At 68.1% G+C, this 16,773-nt stretch carries 8 protein-coding genes; 2 read left to right on the plus strand and 6 right to left on the minus strand.

The features are described from left to right. Positions 1-56: 56 nt before the first annotated feature. From Sdia_RS25910 to Sdia_RS25935, 6 genes are all read right to left on the minus strand, one after another. Positions 57-2,219, minus strand: a complete 2,163-nt coding sequence (locus Sdia_RS25910) for an AIPR family protein (RefSeq protein WP_189499775.1) — start codon at positions 2,217-2,219, stop codon at positions 57-59. 105 nt (positions 2,220-2,324) lie between these two features. Next, positions 2,325-3,926, minus strand: a complete 1,602-nt coding sequence (locus Sdia_RS25915; protein ID WP_189499776.1) for a serine/threonine-protein kinase — start codon at positions 3,924-3,926, stop codon at positions 2,325-2,327. A 302-nt stretch (positions 3,927-4,228) separates the two neighbouring features. Continuing rightward, entirely contained in the window at positions 4,229-7,405 is a 3,177-nt protein-coding gene (locus Sdia_RS25920; RefSeq protein ID WP_189499777.1) for a type I restriction endonuclease subunit R, read from the minus strand. Then, positions 7,402-8,766: a restriction endonuclease subunit S gene (locus Sdia_RS25925; protein ID WP_189400005.1), complete on the minus strand. Its 1,365-nt coding sequence runs from the start codon at positions 8,764-8,766 to the stop codon at positions 7,402-7,404. The genes Sdia_RS25920 and Sdia_RS25925 overlap by 4 nt, the downstream gene beginning before the upstream one ends. Continuing rightward, positions 8,763-10,775, minus strand: coding sequence for a type I restriction-modification system subunit M (locus Sdia_RS25930; RefSeq protein ID WP_189400007.1), 2,013 nt, complete (start codon positions 10,773-10,775; stop codon positions 8,763-8,765). Before Sdia_RS25930 ends, Sdia_RS25925 begins: the two co-directional genes overlap by 4 nt. 90 nt (positions 10,776-10,865) lie before the next feature. Beyond that, positions 10,866-12,953: an N-6 DNA methylase gene (locus tag Sdia_RS25935; RefSeq protein WP_229830083.1), complete on the minus strand. Its 2,088-nt coding sequence runs from the start codon at positions 12,951-12,953 to the stop codon at positions 10,866-10,868. Between the two features lie 231 nt (positions 12,954-13,184). Here Sdia_RS25935 and Sdia_RS25940 point away from each other — a divergent pair, with 231 nt between their 5' ends. Beyond that, the gene (locus tag Sdia_RS25940; protein WP_189400010.1) at positions 13,185-14,420 is read left to right on the plus strand and encodes a DNA sulfur modification protein DndB; all 1,236 of its coding nucleotides are present in this window, start codon (positions 13,185-13,187) and stop codon (positions 14,418-14,420) included. 154 nt (positions 14,421-14,574) lie between these two features. Next, a complete protein-coding gene (locus Sdia_RS25945; RefSeq protein ID WP_189499778.1) occupies positions 14,575-16,737 on the plus strand; it encodes a GmrSD restriction endonuclease domain-containing protein in 2,163 nt (720 codons plus the stop codon). Positions 16,738-16,773 lie beyond the last annotated feature (36 nt).

A 16,773-nucleotide genomic window follows, 5' to 3' on the forward strand; every position in this document is an offset into this window, starting at 1 on the left:
CGTGCTCTCGGAGGTGTGGCACCTCGGTGGCGCCACACCTCTCCGCGTGGCCGCGGTCAGTCTGCCGCGGACTCCTCGTCGGGGGCGTTCTCCAGCTCGTCCAGGGCTCGCCGGGCGAGATCGACCAGGGTGTCTCCGCCCTTGACCGCCCAGCGGGCAGGGCCCTGGTTGGCGACCGGCCGGTTCTTCCAGTCGGCCAGCTCCCACATGTGGGTGATGAGCCCGGACGGCGAGTACTGCTTGCCGTCGGCCGCCCACAGGAGCGGCTTGGTCCGGTGGTTCAGCCACGTGGCGCGCGAGCGGCGGGGGTCCTTCTCCAGCCACTCCCTCAGAGCGGCCTGTTCCACAGGGAAGGCCGTGTGCAGGGTCAGCGGCGTCTCCTCCGGGAGGAGACCGTGGTCGATGATGACCTTGACGGCGTTGGGCCGCCTACGCTTCCGCTGGGCACTGGTGCGGCGGTAGGTGTCCGGGACGGGCCCGCTCTGCGGTCCCCGCAGAGCGTTGACGACATCGTCGGCGAGCTCACGGCAGCGGTCGGCGTCGGCGCACACGGCACGAATCTGGGAGCGCGAGGTGTAGCGGGCATCGATGGCGGCGGCCAGGGCAGGCAAGAGCTGCTCGACGAGCTCAGGAGCACGGCTCGTCGCGGACTCGGCCCAGCTGAGGCCGGGATCGGGCTCGTCCATGGCTTCGGCGCCCAACAGGCGGAACACCAGGTGCGTGAGGAGGTACACGCCGTGTTCCGTCAGGGCTGCTCCCCGGCGTTCGTAGCGGGGGCGCAGCCGGTGCAGGGTCTTGCGTACCGTACGCAGCACCTGTACGGCGTTCCACACGAGGTAGGGGCTGGGCTGCGGACGGAACAGCACGTCGTAGATGCCCTGGGAACCTCTCTCCCACAGCACGTCCAGGGTGACCGCCATGCGGGCCGCGTACTGGCTGTCCGAGTGGACGCAGCCGAGGGCACAGGCAGCCTCGACGACCGAGCACCCCGTCTCCTCCGGAGGTTCGAGTTCACTGCGGCGGACGCTGTAGTCCAGACCGAGTTCGGCGCGCATCTCCTCCATGAGCGAGGCCTGCACCGGATCCAGAGCGATGAAGTCGCGTGGCTCCACCTTGTTCTGCCGGTTGGTGGCCTGAGTGATCTCCTTGGCGAACTTCTCGGACTTTCCGGTGACGATGATGCGGACGCCGACCTGGGCGACGGCCGCGTCGTCACCATCCGCCAGTGCCTCCGCGACCGACCGGACGGTCTGGGCTCCGTTCACGACGCTGGCGTTGCGGAGAGTGAGTCCGAGCGGGTACCTCTCCGGGGCCCGCATGGACTGGTGGGTCTTCTCCGCCTCCTCACAGAGCACGGTCACGCCGTTGTTGAAGTACCAGAAGTTGCCCGGCTCCTCGGTGAGCGTCTGGATCAACGCGCTGTTGATGGGGGTGCGGCCCAGCGGATTGCGGATGTTGAGGTTGAAGAGGCTGTCACCGTGCTCGAGCCACTGAGCCACACACTCCGCCGGTACCTGCCCCTGATAGGAGACGTGCGGCGAGCTGACCGAGTACCAGGGGAAGAGTTCCGCCTGGAGATCGACCTTCTTGGGAGCGATGTCCTCGCGCACCGAGGCCCACACTTCGCGGGAGAGGATGATGCGGTGGTCGAGGACCTCGCCGTTTCGGTTGAACTCGTTTTCTCCCACCTTGATGGCCTGGCGGAAGCCCTCGGTGACGTCGTCGGCCCGCATCAGCACGATGACCTGGGTGACGGTGACGGGTCCGCTCGCCATCACGGCCTTGGCGCGCTCCGCGAGCACCCGGCCACGGGGGTTGAACTCCGCGAAGTCCTCGTCATCGATGAGCCGGAGTCCGGTGAGGAGTTCCTGGACCGCGGAACGGTCGCTCGACGCCCTGCCGTGGGCACTCCATTTGGCCTGCACGAGGTAGACGTGCTTCTCGGGCTTCTCGACCACGGCGATGGCGTCGATGCCCTGGTCCGCCATTCCGTCGATGACGGTGTAGGCCGCCTCCTGCGGAGTCCAGCCGGTGACCATGCGTACCGCCTGCGCGGTGAGGGCGCGCGAGAGGAGCCGGGGGGTGCGTTCCTGCTCGGGTTTCCCTTCCAGGTCGCCGACGTCCAGCAGGTCCTCATAGGTGGTGCGCAGCGCCTTCTCCACCTGACGCACCTGAAGTGCCACATCTGCGTGGGAAGCCGAGGTCTTCTTCGCGCTCACGTGTTGTTCCCTCCCCAAGGGCCGCGCGCCCGCGCCGCTGTCACCCTTTGTCGATCGGATGATCGCACATCGTCACCCCGGGCTGTCGAGTGTCGTCCTCGCGCGTCAGCCCTGGGGAAGATCCGGCCCGAAGCGGATCACCGCGAGGATGTCGGCGATCTCGACGGTGAGTTCGTCGTCCGGGCCCTGGACGACGAGCAGGTCCGCGTGGAGGGGCTCCAACAGGGCGAGGGCTTCCGCGGTTTTGCCTTGGGCGAGGAGGAGCATGGCGATGTCCCGGCGGAGCACGACGGCCCCTTCGCTGACGTCGCTCTCCGTCGTGCGGATCAGGTCGAGAACCGCGCGGAGGTCGGCCAGTGCCTCTGTCGCCTGGCCGAGTTCGGCGCGGCAGCGGGCGGCCTGGGCGCGGCAGTCGAGGGCCTGTCGACCGGTGGGCCCGACCGTCCGGGCGTAGGCGCCCGCGAGGGTCTCGAACTCCGGGAGGGCGGCGCGGAAGTCGCCACCGAGGAGCAGGCTGACAGCGCGCCGGGTGCGCAGGGCCAGTACGGCTCTGTGGTCCGCGCCCAGGGCCCGGGCGGCGCGGTCGGCCATCTCGCCGGCGACCTCGGCGGCCTGCGCGAAGCGCTCCTCGTCCATGAGGGCGTCGTAATGGGTGTGGACTTCCCTGATCTCCTCGCGCAGTTCTTCGGAGAGGAGGCCGGGCACCGGGTGCGCCGGCGCCGGGGCCCCCGGAGCGGGCTGTGGCGCCGGTGCGGCAGCACGCGACCGTGGGGCGTAGGGCTGCCGGAAGAGGCGGGTGGGGTCGGGCATCTGCCGCGGAACGCCGCCCCGGGGTTCGGGCCGCTCCCCGGGTGCTGGAAGGAAGGGACGCAGCCGCTCGTACACTTCCTGGCTGTCGGCGGGGCGTTCCCCGGGGTCCTTGCGCAACAGGTGCAGGACGAGGTCTTCGAGGCCGGCGGGCACCTCGGAGCGGAGTTCCCGGAGCGGGGTGGGGGCCTGGGTGACGTGCTGGGTCATCAGCGCGTACTCGCCCTCACCGGGGAACAGGAGCTGGCCGCTGAGGAGTTCGTGAAGGACGCAGCCCAGGGCGTACAGGTCCGCGCGGGGAGTGATCTGGCCCTTGCGGATCTGCTCGGGCGACATGTACTGGTAGGTGCCGAGCAGGCTGCCGGTCGCGGTCAGCTTGGTGACGTCGGTACGCAGCATGGCGGCGATGCCGAAGTCGAGGACCTTAACGGTGCCGTCGCGAGCGACGATGATGTTGGACGGCTTCAGGTCGCGGTGGACGACCGGTACGTCATGGGCCCAGGAGAGCACGGTGGCGACCTGGGCGGCGACGGCTGCCGCCCAGCCGATGGGAAGCGACGGCGCCACCTCCCCGGGGATGGGGCGCAGGTACTTCGTGAGGGTGACGCCGTCCACCAGCTCCATCACCAGGTAGAGGTGGTGGAAGCTCTGGTCGAGGACGGCGTCGAAGACCTGCGGGACGCCGGGGTGCTGGATGCGGGCGGTGACCCGGGCCTCACGCTGGAAGCGCTTCTCGAACTCCACGGCCAGCGCGGGAGAGGTGACGGACTCCCGCCGGATGAGCTTCACCGCGACGGGGCGGTCCAGGACTGCGTCGTACCCTCGCCACACGTGGCCCATGCCACCGCTGCTGATCGGCTCCAGGAGTTCGTAGCGTCCCGCGATCTGCTGTTCCGGCACTGCGTCCCACGTCCCCGTTCCTCACCCGGCGTCCGTACTGTCCCGTGCCGGTACGTGTTTGGTGCGTTCCAGTTTCGGCGGTGGGGTGATCTTCCGTCCAGCCCTTGCGAGTCGGCCGGTGGGGCGGAGGGGCGGAGGGTCCGCTGCGGTCGCGCCGCCCGTCCGCTTCGCAGGGGGCGGGCGACGCGAGCACCGAGGAGTGGTACGACCGGCCCCCTCACCCCTGCTGGCAAAGGCGCCCCGGAGCCCGGAGTGGGGCCAGGCGCGCCCCCGTCCAACGCGCCGGGCCCGTGCCCCGTCGACTAGTCCAAGCCCTCCTCATCACGGATCATCCGCCAGGCCGCGCGGCGGGCGCTGCGGTCCAGGTTGGACTTGAAGCTGGAGTCGGCGGCGAAGTATCGGCGGCCCAGATCCGCGGTGTGCGAGATGTGATCCATCATGTTCTCGTTGAACTTCTTGTCCCAGACGACGGCGAAGTTCTCCTCGTCGTTGACGAGGGCGGCCGCCTTGACCTTCGGGTCCTCCTTGGTGGCGAGGAAGGCCGGCAGGACGTCCGCCTCGGTGAAGTCGGTGCCGAACTTCTCGTTGAACCGGTCGATCAGTTCGGACAGCAGCGACTTCTCGGCCTCCTGGGCGCCGCCGGCGCCGTCGCCGAAGCCCTTCAGCTCCGCGGGTCCTTCGGGGCTCAGGGACACGTCCACTTCGCCGGTCCTCACGACCCGCAGGTGGCTGAGGTCGATCTCCCCCACGTCCACGCCGCCGTCCGCGCGGCGGGGCAGGCGGTTGAGGAGGTGGCGGCCGTACAGGTGGAGGCGTTCCAGCTCGGGGTCCTGGTAGGGCACGATCTGGGCGAGGAAGCCGTACTTGCGCACGTAGTCGTGGAGGTCCGCGCGGAAGTCCTCGGCCGCCTCCACACTGTCGTCGTCGTCCGGGTCGTCCAGGAGAGCGGTGAAGCGGGCCACGGCCGGGCCGAGCAGCCGGTACAGCTCGGCGTGCCGCTTCTCCCACTTCGCCTGCGAGCCGGCGGCCTTCTCCTTCGCCGCGAAGTAGGCCGCGGCGAACGCGTCCATCTCCTGCTCGGTGATGACCGGGGCCCCCATGACGCGGCCCTGGGCGGTGTAGAGGAGGTTGGGGTCCGAGGGGAGGGTGTGCGCCTCCTCGAAGTACGGGCGGAAGGCGTCCTGGATGTCCTCGGCGTCGTTGACGAAGTCCAGGACGGCCAGGTCGGCCTGGGACTTGCGGTCCGCGGTGCGGTTGAGCCGGGAGAGGGTCTGGACGGCGGAGATGCCGGTCAGCTTCTTGTTGACGTACATCGTCGTCAACAGCGGCTGGTCGAAACCCGTCTGGTACTTCTCCGCCACCACCAGGATCTTGTACTCGGGGTCGCCCTTGCCGCCGGCCTTGACGGCCTTGTCGTCAGCCCGGGTGTAGCCGAACGCCTTCGGCAGGGCGCTCTCGGCGATGCCGCCGTTCTCCTTCGTCTCCGTGGTCTCCTCGCCGTCGAGGGTGAGGGAGCCGGAGAAGGCGACGAGGACACCCAGGTCCGGGTACTTCGTGTCGTACTCGCGATCCTTGATGTAGCTCTTGATCGCGCGCGCCATCTGCACGGCCGACTGCCGGGAGGCAGTCACCACCATGGACTTGGCCCGGCCGCCGAGCCTTCCCCGCGTGTGGGTGACGAAGTGCTCCACGATGACCTGTGCGTGCTGGGAGACCGTGTGGTCGTGGGTGAGGGCGAAGCGGGCGAGGAGGCTGTTGGCCTTCGAGGGGTCGACCTCCATCTCGTCCGGGTTCTGGTTCACCAGCTTCCAGTACGTGTTGTAGGTGACGTAGTTGCGGAGTGGGTCGAGGATGAACCCCTCCTCGATCGCCTGCCGCATGGAGTACGTGTGGAAGGGCCGGTAGACCTCCTTGCCGTTCTCTGGAACCGGGGCGCCGAAGAGTTCCAGCGTCTTCGCCTTCGGGGTCGCGGTGAAAGCGAAGTAGGAGAGGTTGGCGGCGCGGCTGCGCTCCACGGCCTTCTTCTTGAGCTGGTCGTCGACGGTCGCGGTGGTGGCGCCCTCGTCGTCGGAGTCGGAGTCGAGTCCCAGGTCACGGAGGGCGGAGCGGACGGCCGTGGAGGCGTCGCCGGACTGGGAGGAGTGCGCCTCGTCGATGACGATGGCGAACCGGCCGCCCTTCAGCTCGGTCGGGTTGCGCTTGAGGTAGTCCAGCAGGGCCGGGAACGAGTGCAGGGTGACCGTGACGATCTTGCCCGTGTCGCGGGCGAGGGCGCGGGCCAGCTGCTCGCTCTTGGCACCGTGCCTTTCGTCGATCTTCACCACCAGGCCCTCAGTCTGGGAGAACCCGCCGACGGTCTCCCGGAGCTGGGCGTCGAGGTTGCGGCGGTCGGTGATGACGATGATCTTGTCGAAGACCGGTTCGCCGGGTGCGATCCGCCCGGCCGCCAGCGCCTCGGTGTCGAGGGTGCGCGGGTCGTTGTCCGCGTGGAGGTCGGAGAGGCGGTGGACCAGCCACCCGATCGTGTTCGACTTGCCGGAACCCGCGGAGGCCATCACCAGGTAGTTCTGCCCGGCGCCGTGGGTCGCGGCGTGGGCGGCCAGCTTACGCACCGCGTCCCACTGGTGGAAGCGCGGGAAGATGGTGGACCGGGTGGAACCTCCGCCGGGCGTCCGGTGCTTCTGCTGGTGGACGTAGCGGTGGAGCAGGTCCAGCCAGTTGTCCCGTTCCCAGAGCTGCTCCCAGAGGTACGAGGTGGCGTACGTACCGAACGCGGTCGGCGCGGGGTTGCCGGCGCCGCCGGGCTGACCGGGTCCGTTCGAACCGGTGTTGAGCGGGAGGAAACGCGTGGCCTTGCCGCGGAGCTGGGTCGCGACGAAGACGAGGTCGGGGTCGACGGCGAAGTTGGCGACGACCCGGCGGGTGAAGATCAGCTCGGTCGGGTCGCGGTCGGCGCGGTACTGCTCCTTGGCGCGTTCGACGCCCTGGCCGGTGAGCGGGTTCTTCAGCTCGGCGGTGGCCACGGGGATGCCGTTGAGGAAGAGGGCGAGGTCAAGCTTGTGCCCCCAGTCCGTCTGCTTGGTCGCGTAGGGGAGCTCTCGCACGACCGTGAGACGGTTGGCCCGGTAGCCGTCCAGGATGGAGTCGTCGGCGACGAGGTTCGGCTTGAAGTAGGCGACGCGGATGAGGACACCGCGGTCCTTCACGCCGTTGCGCAGGACGTGGAGCAGGCCGTTCTCGGAGATGGCCTTGTCGAGCCGCTGCGCGAAGCCGCGCTGGGCCTCGTTGGGGTCGCCGTAGACCTGGCGGAGCCGGTGCCACTCGTCGGGCTGGGACCTGCCGATGAACTCGAAGAGTTCGCCGGTGTTCAGGCCGATGTCCGGCCGGTACTCCGCCGGGCTCCCCTCACGCCAGCCGCGCTCGCAGAGGGCGGCCACTATGGCGGAACCGAAGGCGTTCTCGTCGTGGGCGGGGCTCATACGCGGGTGACTCCGTCCGTTACGTCGGTCACGTTCCGGCCACTGGCGGTGGAGACGTCGAACTGGCCGGTTACTGCGGCGGTGATGAGGGCTTGGCGGCGTTCGGCGAGGAGGGCTCGTTGTCGGCGGAGCAGAGCGCGCGCCTCAGCAATTACACGCGCTCCCTCTTCGACCTGCGCAACGAGCTCCTTCTGCCTTTCAATCGCCGGGAGAGGAACCGGGAAGCTCAAGATCTTTCTACTGTTCGTAGAAGCGAGATTCGTCGTCTTACTTCCTGTACTTTCGAAATAGCAGCGACCATGAAGGGTTTGCGTCAACAGGGAAAGATAGCGGGCGTCCAGAACTGCGCTATCTGGCCGCAAAACGAAGACATGGTTCTGATGGAGGCAGTCAGGGATTTCTCCACCCCAAACAGCCCCCCTCCCGAGCTTATCTAGGTCGCCGCCCTCCGTCATAAGCACATCACCTCGACGCAGAGTGCAACGATCCGCAACTGCACGCGGCACCGTGATCTCGCTAACTGAATCCAGTTCAAGTCGGCCAGCTTGAACATTCGCCACGCGAAGATATGGGCGAGTAACCACATCTCCCGCCAAATTCCGCGCACCATCTACTGTAAGGCCGTTCTGAATCCGACAAAGATAGCCGAGTTTCACCAAGGGCGGGTCATCAGAGGCATCGGGCAGCCAGGAGTACATGGAACCGCCTGGAGAGTGGTCAAGCGTGCCGGGAAGTAGGCTTTCAGAAAGAGAAGCATAGCGCCTCTCTTCCAGCCTAGCTTCCTGCTCCTCCCGCAACCCCAGCAGCCTGTCAATGCGCACGGTCTCGGCATCAAGAAATTCGGCGATACGGATTTGCTCACCGCGAGGCGGCAAAGGGGTAAGGGCTTCACCGAGACGGTCCCGGTTCAACTCGGTTTGATTGGTGGCACCGACAGCCAATACTACTTGCAAGTAAGCCTGGAAGGTGCCCGACCCCAGCCAATAGTAGAGGAACCGAGAATCCAGCAGACCAGGCTCCGCCCTGGCAAGGGTCACATGGCTATCAGCCATGCAAGGAGCCCCGTCCGGGGCTTCAGAAAAGTATCCGACTCGACCCAACGTCCCAGTGCCGGTCGAATTGACCAGAACATCGCCTTCTTGGAGACGGCCTCTCAACCCGGAGAAACTTCCATCGTAATCGTGGAATCGAGTGCGCCTCCAGTCGATACCGGCCAGCTGATTGGACGCCTGACTGATCGCCCTTACGGGGCCAGCGTCGACGTAATTCGGCGCGGTTCCTCGGCTCAGCACGGAGGTAACGTGCTTGAGAGGAGCCGCAGACCAGTGATGCGGCAACGCAACACCAAGGACAGTACTCATTCGGTAACCTCCCCCAACAGCCCCTGAATCTCCGCCTCCAGCGCCTTCAACTCCGCATCGATCTCCGCCAGCGGCCTCGGCGGCTCGTACACGTAGAAGTGCCGGGTGAACGGAATCTCGTACCCGGTCTTCGTCTTCGCGTGGTCGATCCACGCGTCCGGAACGTGCGGCAGCACCTCGCGCTTCAGGTACTCCTCGACGTCCTCCCCCAGCGGCACGTTCTCGAAGTCGCGCAGGTCCGCGTCCGGCTCGGGCTCTCCCTTCACCCTCTGCACCTCACCCTCCGGGTCGCGCACTCCGACCGCCTCACGCATCGCCTTCGCGAACGGCGCCCCGCTCGGCCACAGCAGCCCAGCCGCCACCACCGCGTCCTTCATGGCCACGAAGGCCTCGGACTTGGTTGCCCAACTGGAGCCCAGCAGCGTTCGTACGGCCCCCACGAAGGCGTCCGCGTCGGCCAGCTTCTGCACCGGCTTCGCCGCCGCCAGCGCGGTCAGCGTCTCCTCGGTCACCTCGAAGCGGAGCTTGAGCGGGCGCTCGACCGTGATGCGCTGGTAGCCGAAGGCCTCGTTGTCGAAGACCTTGACCTTGGCGTGCATGGGGTGATTCTCATCGCGGGCGGCGTTGACTGCCTCGCCGTAGAGGCGGGTGATGTCGCCGATGTGGTCGGGCCGGCCGTTGGCGCCGTCGCCCAGTTCCTTTCGCTTGTCCCCGAGCGACTTGCGCATCTTGACCCACTGGTCCCGAGCGTCCAGGAGGACGACCTTGCCCTTGTGGTCGGGGGACTTGCGGTTGGTGAGAATCCAGAAGTACGTGGAGATGCCGGTGTTGTAGAAGAGCTGGTCGGGGAGGGCGACGATCGCCTCCAGCCAGTCGTTCTCCAGGATCCACCGGCGGATCTCGGACTCTCCGGAGCCCGCGGCGCCGGTGAAGAGCGGGGAGCCGTTGAAGACGATGGCGATACGGGAACCGCCCTTGCCCTGGGCGTCCACCGGCTTCATCTTCGAGATCATGTGCTGGAGGAAGAGAAGCGAGCCGTCGTTGATCCGCGGCAGCCCCGCGGCGAAGCGGCCGGCCTCGCCGAGCGTCTTGTGCTCGTACTCCACGTCCTCCTTGACCTTCTTCCACTCCACGCCGAAAGGCGGGTTGGCGAGAAGGTAGTCGAAGCGCCTGCGGCCGTGGCCGTCGTTGTTGAACGAGTTGCCGGGAGCGACGTTCTCCGGGTCCTGGCCCTTGATCATGAGGTCGGACCGGCAGATGGCCCAGGACTCGGGGTTGAGCTCCTGCCCGTACAGCTCGACGTCGGCGTCCTCGTTGAACTTCTTGATGAAGTCGTCCGCCGCTGAGAGCATGCCGCCGGTGCCGCAGGCCGGGTCCATGACGGTGCGGACCGTACCGGGGAGGGTGAGGGCGTCGCCGTCGGGGGCGATGAGGAGGTTCACCATGAGCTTGATGACCTCGCGCGGGGTGAAGTGCTCACCGGCGGTCTCGTTGGACTGCTCCGCGAAGCGCCGGATCAACTCCTCGAAGACGTAGCCCATGTTGTGGTTGGAGACGCGCTCCGGGTGGAGGTCGAGGTCGGTGAACTTCCCGATCACCTGGTAGAGCAGCCCGGCGTCCGCCAGCTTCTTGACGTGCTGGCCGAACTCGTAGGTCTCCAGCACTTCGCGGGCGTTCTGCGAGAAGGCCGCCATGTAGATGCGGAGGTTGTCGGCGGCCGTGTGCTGGTCGGCGGCGATCTTCTTCAGCGTCAGCGTGGACGTGTTGTAGAAGGAGTGACCGGAGGCCTTGCGGAGGAAGCTGTCGGCGTTGAAGCCCTCCAGTTCCTTGTACTTGGCCGCCTCGGCGGCGACCACGTCCCGCGTCGGCTCAAGGACGCATTCCAGGCGGCGCAGGACCGTGAACGGCAGGATCACCTTGCCGTAGTCGGACTGCTTGTAGTCGCCGCGCAGGAGGTCGGCGACGGACCAGGCATGGTTCGCCAGCTCCGTGTGCTTGCTGCTGTCCAAGGGAGTTCCCCGTGTTCCTTCCCGTCCGTCCGCCCCGGGCGGAGCGGAGGATTCAGTGTGGTCGTCGGCCGGCTTGTGGAGGGAGCCGTTTCAGTCGAGCGTCCGAGTTCGGGCGGTGACGCCGGACGGCGGCGCCACCGCACCGGAGGCTAGCCCGGCCGCCAGGGCGCTCGCAGCTTCCTCCGAGGTGGCGGAGGCGAGGCGAGCGGCAGTCCGCAGCACGTGGAGGCGGCGGAACGCCTCGCCGTACCGGCGCTGCTGCTCCAGCGGGAGCAAGGGGAGACGGAGGCGGCCCGAGTTGACGTTGACGATGGTGGAGCCGGTGGAGGCGGTGGCGATGTTGTCCTCCGCAGCGGCGAACCCGGCGAGGAACCAGCTGTCGAGGCGGGCCGGATCGGGCCGCAGGAGGTTCAGGTGCGGGCCGAGCAGAGCCCCTGCCTCCGGCTCACCCGCCACCCTGGCCCGGGGTCCGCCTCGGGAGGCGGAAGCCCGCAGGACGATGTCGCCGGGGGCGATCACGTGCATCGGGCCGGCGTGCGGATGAGGGCCCGTCCCCGAGGGCGGCTCGCCTGCGGCGATGTCATCGACGGTCAGGACCGGGCGATCGGGTGTGGTGTCCGATTCCGTCCCGAGGGCGGCGCCCCCCGTGTCACGCGCGGCCGGGCCCTTCAGCAGGGTCAGCGCACCTCCTCGTACGAGGTCGGCAACGGTCGCCGTACGCCAGCCTTGGTCCGGCGCGGTCAGCGGCCACTCCCGCGTCACCTGCTCCGAGGCCGCCAGCAGAGCGGCGGCTTCTCCGGTCAGGCGGTCGCGGAGACCGTCGAGCCGGGCCACGAGCACCTCCGGCGCCAGATCGGCTGAGGTCGTGCGGACATGGCGAGCAGGGGTGAGGTCGACGGTGTCGCCCAGGAGGTCCACGACCGGCACGACGCGGGCGACAGCAGGCTCACCGGGGTAGCCGACGGGGTCGTCGGTGAAGGCGGTCCAGACGTTCAGGACGCGTTCGGTCAGCTCGGACCAGTCAGCACGGATCGCTGGGCCCCGCCGCGCCGCCGCGCCGTCCCGCTGCTCCGGCTCCGCGTTGACGAACAGCACCGAGGGGCGCTCCGGTCCGCTCGGGCGCGGGCGCTGAAGTACCCAGAGATGAAGTCCGACGTGGAACGGGTGGGCCGCTCCCGCCGGAAGGGAGACGACGGCGCGGAGGGCTCCGGTGCGGACCAGTTCGGCACGGACGCGGCGGCCGGAGGCCCGTGAGGCGGGGGCGGGTGGCAGCAGGATGACGGCGTACCCGTCAGGCCGGAGGTGGGCCAGGGCGTGCTGCACCCAGGCGAGTTCGGACTCGGCGCGGGGCGGGACCCCGTAGGCCCAACGGGGGTCATAGGCCAGTTCGTCGTGGCCCCAGTCCCGGTCGCCGTAGGGCGGGTTGCAGAGCACCGCGTCGACAGCGAGGGCCGGGTAGGCGTCGGCGCGGAGGCTGTCGCCCGTTTCCACGCGCACGAGATCGGGGGGCAAGGGCCTCCCGTCAGCTCCGGCGAGACGTAGCCGGGCAGAAGCTCGCCCGGCCTGTACGGGGACGAGATCCTGCCCGTGCAGCGCGATCGCGCCGTGCCGGCGGGCCGCGGCGAGCAGGGTGCCGCCACCGCAGGCGGGGTCGAGGACGGTCCGCGCCGCCTCCGGGAGGAGACGGGCCATGAGGTCGGCCAGCTCGTCGGGGGTGGGGTAGGTGCCACCGACCGTGCTCTCCTCCAGTTCGCGTTCAGCGAGGACGCCGAGGGCGGCGTCCGACCCCGCCTCGTGGACACAACGGACCAAGGCTGCGAGCACTGCGCCGTCGTACGTGGCGGACGAGAGCGCTCCGCCGCCCGGGCCCCTCTCCACCAGCTCCACCACGAGGTCGAACAGCGGGGCGGACTCGGTGGGCTTGAGCCGCAGAGCGGTGCGCAGCTCCTCCTCCGGTGAAGCGGCAGCCGTCAGCCCGCGGTTCCGTAGCCAGGCCCGGACTGCGTGGAGGTCGTAGAGCGGGCTGCTCTCCGTACCTCCGTCGGGCGACGGGAAGTCCTCATGTCGGCGGCGCCAGTTGCTGACGGTGGCACGGGTGACCCCCGCGATGCGGGAGATCTCCGCGGCCGTCACCCGCACCGGAGACGGCGCGGTGCGCGAGGGCTGCTGCTGGGGCATGAGGAGATGGCTTCCTGGTGTGGGGGCCCGGCTGGGGGACGGCGCCACCAGGTAACCGGCAGCGACTAGCTGGACTTTACAACACCCGCCCTCATTCACAACAGGGTTGACAGTGCTTTCACGCAACTGTTTACTCTTTCCAGCTCACCCCGTCACCGATCGATGACTGTACGTGCATACCGGTGGCGCTGTCCCGCCCCGGATTCCCGCACCGCCCACTGGAGGTATCCCATGCGCCTGACCATGCCGACCACGGTGATCGAGGGGACTCCCATCACCGTCATGCCGTTCCGGGAGAACGCGGTGATCGGGACGGTCTCCCTCCCCGCCCTTCTCCAGATCGTCCCGTCCCCGCGCCGAGAGGAGGACCCCAAGGCGCTGAGCTCCGCGTCCGGCCAGGTCCGCCAGCACGCGGAGATCCGGTCCCAGGTCCAGCGCACCCTGAAGGCGACCGGGAAGGGCAGGAACGCGACCTCGTACGCCGAGTACATCGCGGCCGGGCTCAACGGCGAGTGGGGCGACGCCTGGTCGCTTCCTCCGATCACGTTCTGGCACGCCGGGGAGGTCGCGGCGATCAGCGAGGAGTTGATCGCCGGGACGGGGCTGCGCACCATCACGGTGGCACCTGGCGCCACCGTCGTCGCGGTCGACGGCGAGACGCAGCTCACCGCATGGCACGACCTCTTCGACAACCCCGAGCGCTTCGGGCTGGCGTACGGACAGCTCGTGGCGGTGCGCATCCCGTTCGAGATGTACCTGGGCCTGTCCGCCGCCGACGCGCGTCAGGTCTTCCACGACCGGAACGTCCTGGGCGTCGACGTCTCGAAGAACCTGTCCATGTCGATGGACCAGCGGGACCTGGCGACGCGTCTGGCCCACCGGGTGGCTGACGCCGTCAAGGTGGAGATCGACGGTCGGGTCATTCCGTTCAGCAAGCTCGTCAACGCCAGCAAGCGCCAGGTCGGTCGCACCGACCCGGAAGTGGTCACGCTCTCCGCGCTGCGGGCACTGGTCGTCACGACGATCTTCGGGCGTGGCGGACTGAACCTCTCGTCGGAGACGATCGGCGAGGCGGAGCTGCCGCGCGGGGCCGACGCCTCCCTGGTCGAACGCACCGTCGTCGCCGGCCTGGCAGGGCTCATCTCCGAATTCGCGGACACCTTCCTCGCACGCCAGGCGATCACCGCCCCCGCCGTCATCGCCGGCATCGGCGTGGCCGCACATCGGACCATGCCGTGGGCGGACTCGCTCAACGGCGGGCTCCACCCGGACGATCTGCGAGGACTGCTCTCCAGCGTGTGCTGGGAGCGGCAGGCCGCGTATTGGGAAGGCATCGCGGCCAAGACGGGCACGTCCGGCCGCCTCAACTTCAGCGGTGGCGTGAAGGACTCCGGCGGACGCGTGGCTGACGCCATCCTGTACCCGTCGACCGAGGCCGGCCGGAAGGTGCGGGGGCTGGCGGCCTGACGTCCTGCACGATGGCGCACGACATGCATCCGGCGGCCCGTCCGCGGGGATGCCTCAGGTCCGGCGACGACGCCGTGGGAGAAGAAACCGAGGGGACACCGGGCGGCGGCAGAAGCACCGGGTGGGCTCAAGAGGATGAAGGGGCAGGAGAACTTTGCAGAGCAATCTGATCCAGAGCAAGGTCATGACCGTGGAGGAGGTCTTCACCGGACGCCAGTACCGCCTCGACACCTATCAGCGGGAATTCACCTGGGGCCGCTCGGACGTTCGCCGCCTCATCGATGACTTACGCAAGAAGTTCTCGGCCAACTGGCGCCTGGAGCACGACCGCACCCGAGTTGCGCGCTACCAGCCCTACTTCCTCGGCCCGTACGTCTACCACGAGGAAGACCGGACAACGTATCTGGTGGACGGACAGCAGCGGATCACCACCCTGCACCTGATGTTGATCTACCTGCGCGAGCTTCTGCGCGCCCAGGACCTCGAAGACGAAGCCGGCCGGCTCACGAGCCTCATCAAAAGCCGGAAGTACGGGCGCTCCGTGCACACCCTGGACATTCCGGACCGTTCGGTGTTCCTGGAAGAGGTCTTCACAGAGAAGGGATTCTCCCTTCCCGATGATGCCCCGGGCGCGCTCCGCAAGCTGTGGGAGGCGTCATGCGTCTTCCAGGAGGAGTTCCCCGAGGAGTTGCGCGGAGACGCGCTGCCCTACTTCGTGGATTGGCTGCTGGAAGGGGTATGTCTCGTCGGGATCCAGGCGGGCACCTCCGAACAGGGGTGGGAGATCTATGAGTCCATGAACGACCGCGGAGTGCGGCTGGGCCCGATCGACCTCCTCAAGAGCTTTCTGCTTTCCAAGATCGACAAGGCGCCAGACGGTGCGGACAAGGTCTGGCGTCGGACCGTCTCCGAACTGGCGGCTGTTGACGTGAACGCGCCGAGCGACTTCCTCAAGACGTTCCTGATCGCGCGGTTCGCCCGCATCCCTACCTCGGACGACTCGTCCTCCACCGACGTCGAGAAGATCAGCGGCCCGTTCCACACGTGGGTCAAGGAGAACGCGTCGGCCTTGGGGCTGATCCGCTCCTCCGACCACCGCGCCCTGATCGACGAGCTGGAAATCTACGCGAACCACTACCGGACACTGGCAGCCGCCGCACGCGCCTACGTCCCCGACCTGGCCAGTGTCTTCTTCAACGCCTACAACGGCATGTCGATCCAGACCGCGCCCGTTCTGGCAGCGGTCCATCCCCGCGACTCCTTGGCCACCTGCAAGGCCAAAGCCAAGCTGGTCGCCGACTACCTCGACCTCGTCCTCGTCCGGCGCCTCGTCAATGACCTGCCGTGCTCGCCGGCCGACCTCGACCAGGAGGCGGTGAGGCTTGTCGGCCTGCTGCGCGGTGGGCTGGACGTCAGCAGACTGCGCGAGGTCCTGGCTGAGGAGATCGCGCGGCTCCCGTACGACTTCGACGCCATGAAGACCTATGGGCTCCGGTCGAACAACAGCCGACAGGTGCGCTACCTCCTCGCACGACTCACCGGCTTCGTGGAGTCCTCCTGCTCGCGAAGTGACGAGATGGGAGCCTACCTGGACGGTCGGCGTCCCTTCGAGATCGAGCACATCTGGGCCAACCGTTTCGAGCGGTACCAGCCCGAGACGAAGAAGCGCCCGGTCTTCGACTCCTACCGCAACCGCCTGGGCGCGCTGCTCCTGCTGAAGAAGTCGGACAACGCCAGCTACCAGGACCTGCCGTACGAAGAGAAGGTCGACTACTACCAGCGCCAGAACCATCTCGCCGGCTCTCTGCACGTCAAGCACCGGGAACGCAATCCCGACTTCAACAAGTTCGTGCGCACCCGGAAGCTCGACGGGCTGCTGCGCCCCTTCCCCAAATTCACCATGTCGGCGATCGAGGAGCGGCAGAAGCTGTATCAGAAGCTCTGCGAGATCGTCTGGGACCCGGCGGCGGCCTTCGGCACGCCCGCGATCCCCACTCAACGCGTCGATCGCTCGCGTACACGGACCCGGGCCCGGTACGACGTGGCCATCACTGATCTCGTCGCGAAGGGCATGCTGCCTCAGGGCGTCCAGCTCGTCGGCAGCCGTCGCGGAGTGCGGTTCGGAGCCGAGGTCCTGGATGACGGGCGCATCAGAGTGGATTCAGGGGAGACGTTCGGCTCGCTCTCCGCGGCGGGTGAATTCGTCCTCCAGTCTCAGTCATGTGCCGGGTGGAACTTCTGGCGGGCTCGCCTCGGGGACCACGAGGTGAAGCTGGTGGATGTCCGGCGCGAGGCCCTGGAGCAAGGGCTGGTCTGACCACGTCGCCACCCCGTCTCCACGCAACCAAGGCCG

It is taken from the genome of Streptomyces diastaticus subsp. diastaticus, assembly GCF_011170125.1.
GTDB lineage: Bacteria > Actinomycetota > Actinomycetes > Streptomycetales > Streptomycetaceae > Streptomyces > Streptomyces diastaticus.

Excerpts from the sequence above, each read along its gene's own strand:
- Sdia_RS25920 (WP_189499777.1), bottom strand. The coding sequence starts at position 7,405 with ATGAGCCCCGCCCACGACGAGAACGCCTTCGGTTCCGCCATAGTGGCC.
- Sdia_RS25925 (WP_189400005.1), bottom strand. The coding sequence starts at position 8,766 with ATGAGTACTGTCCTTGGTGTTGCGTTGCCGCATCACTGGTCTGCGGCT.
- Sdia_RS25935 (WP_229830083.1), bottom strand. The coding sequence starts at position 12,953 with ATGCCCCAGCAGCAGCCCTCGCGCACCGCGCCGTCTCCGGTGCGGGTG.
- Sdia_RS25940 (WP_189400010.1), top strand. The coding sequence starts at position 13,185 with ATGCGCCTGACCATGCCGACCACGGTGATCGAGGGGACTCCCATCACC.